Below are 2367 nucleotides of genomic sequence, written 5' to 3'. Positions count from 1 at the left end.
GCGGACTCGAAAGCGTGGCACTTTTGCTCTCGCAAGTCTCAAAAGACATGCACCAGCCCATCGTCCCAATGCTTTTCCCTATCCTTGGCGCACACGTAAGTGGAGCAGAATTCATGTATCCCGACCTCAGCTGGAAGGAACCAAGCGGAATGTTGGCGAATCTCGTAGCCGATAGTGGCGCTGGCAAGGGCCAACTCTCAAGTATAGTGGAAGCCGTCTGCCGCGACTTCCGCGCTCACGACGATGAGGAACTCGCCAAGCTCGTGGAGTGGCAGAAGATGATGAAGACCAAGAGTGCCAACAAGGAGAAGCCAGCCCGACCCGACGTGGCGTTCTGGTTTCCGCCAGCCGACGTCACCAACGCTGCCTTCATCCAGAACGCCATGGGATGCGAGAAGCTCGGACAGCGCACACAATACCTCAACATGCCCGAGGTGGAAATGGCAGACCGGGTCTGCGGCGGACACCGCCAGATATCCCAGATGATGCGCAACATCTACGACCGCCAGCGAGCAGGAGCGCTCAGAGCCACAGCCGACGGCGTGACGGGCAACCCCGTTCTGCGTGCCAACATCACAATCTCCTCAACGCCCTTCGCCGCACGCAAGTTCTATAAGAACGAACTCTTCAACGGCACCTTCGGACGCGTTGTCTTCTCCTACAAGCCACGCCAAGGTCGCGACGGACGCATACCACGCCAAGGCAAGTATGGCGACGACTTCTACAAGAGTCTGGACGAATACCTCGCTCGTCTCGCCATCTGCAAGGGTCGCTTCATCATCAGTCCGCTCAACCGCCTTGTCGACCAGCTTGCTGCAGACATGGCTTCGCTTGCCGACCTCACCGACGACGACACCCTTTGGGACATATCCAAGCGTGCACTCGTATCGGCATGGAAAGCCGGATGCCTGCTCTGGGCGCTCAACAAGCAGACATGGACAAAGCCGATGAGCTGCCTCGTGGAATGGCTCGTCTACCACGATATATGGTCAAAGATGCAGGTATTCGCCGACATGCTCGGTCAGGACGAGGGCAGCGTCAGCGAGGCTGGCAGACGTGGTCCGAAGAATCTGCTCGACGATCTGCCCGACTCGTTCAACGAAGCTCAGCTTGAGGCGCTGCGCATCTCGCTCGGCAAGACTAAGGAGGGCACAAAGAACCAAATATACAAATGGATATTCCGCGGCTTCATCACGCACTCCGCACAGACCGGACTCTACACGAAGACGAAGGAATATTTAGGAGTTAGGAATTAGGAGTTAGGAATTGGAGTTTTTCACTTTTCACTTAAAATTATGAACCGAGAAACAATACAACAGCTCCGCCAGCTGCCCGTGGAGGGGGTGGCGGAGCGGCTGGGGCTGCGCGTGACGAGGCACAAGAGCCTCTGCCCCTTCCATGACGACCATCATGCCAGCCTGACATTCAACGTGCGACGTAACACTTACCGCTGCTTCGCCTGCGACGCACATGGCGGCACCATCGACCTCGTGATGCGTCATTTGCACAAGGACTTTCCCGACGCTTGCCGTTGGCTGGCTGATTCCACCAACATAATAGTGGAAGAATACAGGCCGAAAACGCCTTCTGCCGTCACGCCGCTGAAGCCCTTTGACGCCGCACGCTATGCAGGCTTCTTCGAGCGTCCGTGGCTGAGCGACGAGGCGCAAAGGTTTCTGTTCGAGGAGCGCGGGATAGACCGTCGTGTGGTGAGGTGGTGCCGGCTGACTTCGTGGACTGACCGTCATGGCACGCATTGGCTTCAGACGCCTTACTATGACACGGAGTGGCGCCTGACGGGCATGCAGAGCCGCAATCTGGACTACGGCAAGGTGGGGTCGGCAGCTGACGTGCCTCGTTTCAGGTTTCCTTACGGGTCGCGCTGCTCAGTCTATAATCTTCCGGTTACGGCGCTGCTGAGTGAGGGCGAGCCGCTATACATCACGGAGGGTTGTTCAGACTGCTGGGCCATGCTCTCAGCCGGTCATAAGGCCGTGGCCATTCCTTCTGCGACGTTGCTCTCTGAGGCAGACAAGGGGCTGCTGAGGGGGCTGGCAGAGAGGCTCGGGACGACGTTCCACATGTTTCCTGACCGCGACGCTCCCGGCGAACGGCTGTTCATGCAGCTGAGGGAGGTGCTGCCCGGACTCTGCCATCATCAGCTGGCTGAGGGAGCGAAAGACTTCGGCGAAATGTTTGCTGCTGGGAGGATTGCGTAATTATTCTCCCACAGATGTCGCAGATTTACACGGATATAGGGTGCGTAATTATTCTCCCACGGATGGCGCAGATTTACACGGATGTTGGGTGCGGAATTATTCTCCCACGGATGGCGCAGATTTACACGGATGTTGGGTGCGGAATTAT

At 57.4% G+C, this 2367-nt stretch carries 3 protein-coding genes; 2 read left to right on the top strand and 1 reads right to left on the bottom strand.

Annotated features, from left to right (window positions below):
• Positions 1-1256 (top strand): hypothetical protein (locus CHL74_RS15195; RefSeq protein ID WP_254923348.1); only part of this gene is annotated, 1256 nt, incomplete at its 5' end.
• A gap of 39 nt (positions 1257-1295) precedes the next feature.
• A complete protein-coding gene (locus CHL74_RS15190; RefSeq protein ID WP_094881996.1) occupies positions 1296-2219 on the top strand; it encodes a CHC2 zinc finger domain-containing protein in 924 nt (307 codons plus the stop codon).
• Here CHL74_RS15190 and CHL74_RS16055 read toward each other — a convergent pair.
• Positions 2159-2367 (bottom strand): hypothetical protein (locus tag CHL74_RS16055; protein ID WP_217901467.1); only part of this gene is annotated, 209 nt, incomplete at its 5' end. The genes CHL74_RS15190 and CHL74_RS16055 overlap by 61 nt on opposite strands.

Source organism: Prevotella sp. 885, from assembly GCF_002265625.1.
Taxonomy (GTDB): Bacteria; Bacteroidota; Bacteroidia; order Bacteroidales; family Bacteroidaceae; genus Prevotella.
The sequence above is the reverse complement of the archived record's forward strand: the minus strand, read 5'-3'. Positions and strand labels throughout refer to the sequence as shown.